Below are 1,649 nucleotides of genomic sequence, written 5' to 3' on the forward strand. Positions count from 1 at the left end.
ACGCTCTACTTCGACTGATCCTCAGCGGAGCCGGCACCTGGACGATCAGATGACCGTCCAGGTGTCGCCGCCGCCGATCAGCGCCGCCAGTCGGTCGGCGCGGTCGGCGGTGTCGTCATCTCCGGAGGTGCCGGGCGCGGCGGCGGCGAGCTGCTCGCGCGCCTGGTCGTCGTACGTCGGGCGCTCGACCTGCCGGAAGATGCCGATCGGCGAGGTGTTGAGGTAGCCGGAGTCGGTCAGCCGGGAGATCCCGAAGGCGACGGTGGGGTCCTCGTTGTGGGCGTCGTGGACCAGGATGTCCGCGGCCTCGACGTCGGCCGTCGCGACGACCTTCACGCCGCCGGTCTGCCCGTCGCGCACCAGCGCCTTCGAGCCCTCGGCGCCGAAGGTGATCGGCTGCCCGTGCACGAGCGGGATGATCGCGTCGGCCTTGGTCTCCGGCGACTTGATCGCGTCGAACGCGCCGTCGTTGAAGATCGGGCAGTTCTGGTAGATCTCCACCAGCGACGTGCCGCGGTGGGCGGCGGCTGCGGCGAGCACGGAGGTGAGGTGCTTGCGGTCGGAGTCGATGGTGCGCGCCACGAAGGACGCCTCGGCGCCCAGCGCGAGCGACACCGGGTTGAACGGGTGGTCGAGCGAACCCATCGGGGTCGACTTGGTGATCTTGCCGGTCTCCGAGGTGGGGGAGTACTGGCCCTTGGTGAGCCCGTAGATCCGGTTGTTGAAGAGCAGGATCGTCATGTTGACGTTGCGGCGCAGCGCGTGGATGAGGTGGTTGCCGCCGATCGACAGCGCGTCGCCGTCACCGGTGACGACCCACACCGACAGGTCCTCGCGAGCCGTGGCGATGCCGGTGGCGATCGACGGCGCGCGGCCGTGGATCGAGTGCATGCCGTAGGTGTCGAGGTAGTAGGGGAACCGCGACGAGCAGCCGATGCCCGAGACGAAGACGATGTTCTCGCGGCGCAGCCCGAGGTCGGGCAGGAACGACTGGACGGCCTTGAGCACGGCGTAGTCGCCGCAGCCGGGGCACCAGCGCACCTCCTGGTCGGAGGTGAAGTCCTTGCCGGTCTGCGCCGGCGCGCCCTCGGGGAGGCCCGGGACCGACTCCGTGCCGGAGCGGAACGTGGGGATGCCCAAGGGGGCCACGGGCTCGCTCATCAGATGTGCTCCTTCTGCGTGGGCTCGCCCCAGACGCCCAGCTCGATGTCGACGCCCTCGGCCTGGCCGACCATCTCGCCGATCGCGTGGGCGAGCTCGGTGGCCTTGAGGGGCAGTCCGCGGACGTGGTTGTAGCCGACGGCGTCGACGAGGTACTTCGCGCGCAGCAGCAGGGAGAGCTGGCCGAGGTTCATCTCGGGCACGAGCACCTTGTCGTAGCCCTTGAGGACCTCGCCGAGGTTGCTGGGGAGCGGGTTGAGGTGGCGCAGGTGGGCCTGGGCGACCTTGTAGCCGGCCTTCCGGACGCGACGGCAGGCCGCGCCGATCGGGCCGTAGGTCGAGCCCCAGCCGAGGACGAGGACCTTGGCGTCGCCGTCGGGGTCGTCGACCTCGAGCGGGGGCAGCGAGTCGGCGATCCGGTCGACCTTGGCCTGGCGGGTGCGGACCATGAAGTCGTGGTTGGCCGGGTCGTAGGAGATGTTGCCGTG

General features: G+C 70.1%; 1 protein-coding gene and 1 pseudogene. Both read right to left on the reverse strand.

Going from position 1 to position 1,649, the window contains the following annotated elements; all coding sequences use genetic code 11:
- Positions 1–45 precede the first annotated feature (45 nt).
- Positions 46–1,161: a 2-oxoacid:ferredoxin oxidoreductase subunit beta gene (locus tag VLF38_RS09500; protein ID WP_325271025.1), complete on the reverse strand. Its 1,116-nt coding sequence runs from the start codon at positions 1,159–1,161 to the stop codon at positions 46–48.
- A pseudogene (locus VLF38_RS09505) lies at positions 1,161–1,649 on the reverse strand (2-oxoglutarate ferredoxin oxidoreductase subunit alpha); the annotation flags it as partial. The pseudogene VLF38_RS09505 and the gene VLF38_RS09500, both read right to left, overlap by 1 nt.

Origin of the sequence: Nocardioides sp., from assembly GCF_035481145.1 — a bacterium.
Taxonomy (GTDB): domain Bacteria; phylum Actinomycetota; class Actinomycetes; order Propionibacteriales; family Nocardioidaceae; genus Nocardioides.

Coding starts and splice junctions, on each gene's coding strand:
- VLF38_RS09500 (WP_325271025.1), bottom strand. CDS start 1,161: ATGAGCGAGCCCGTGGCCCCCTTGGGCATCCCCACGTTCCGCTCCGGC.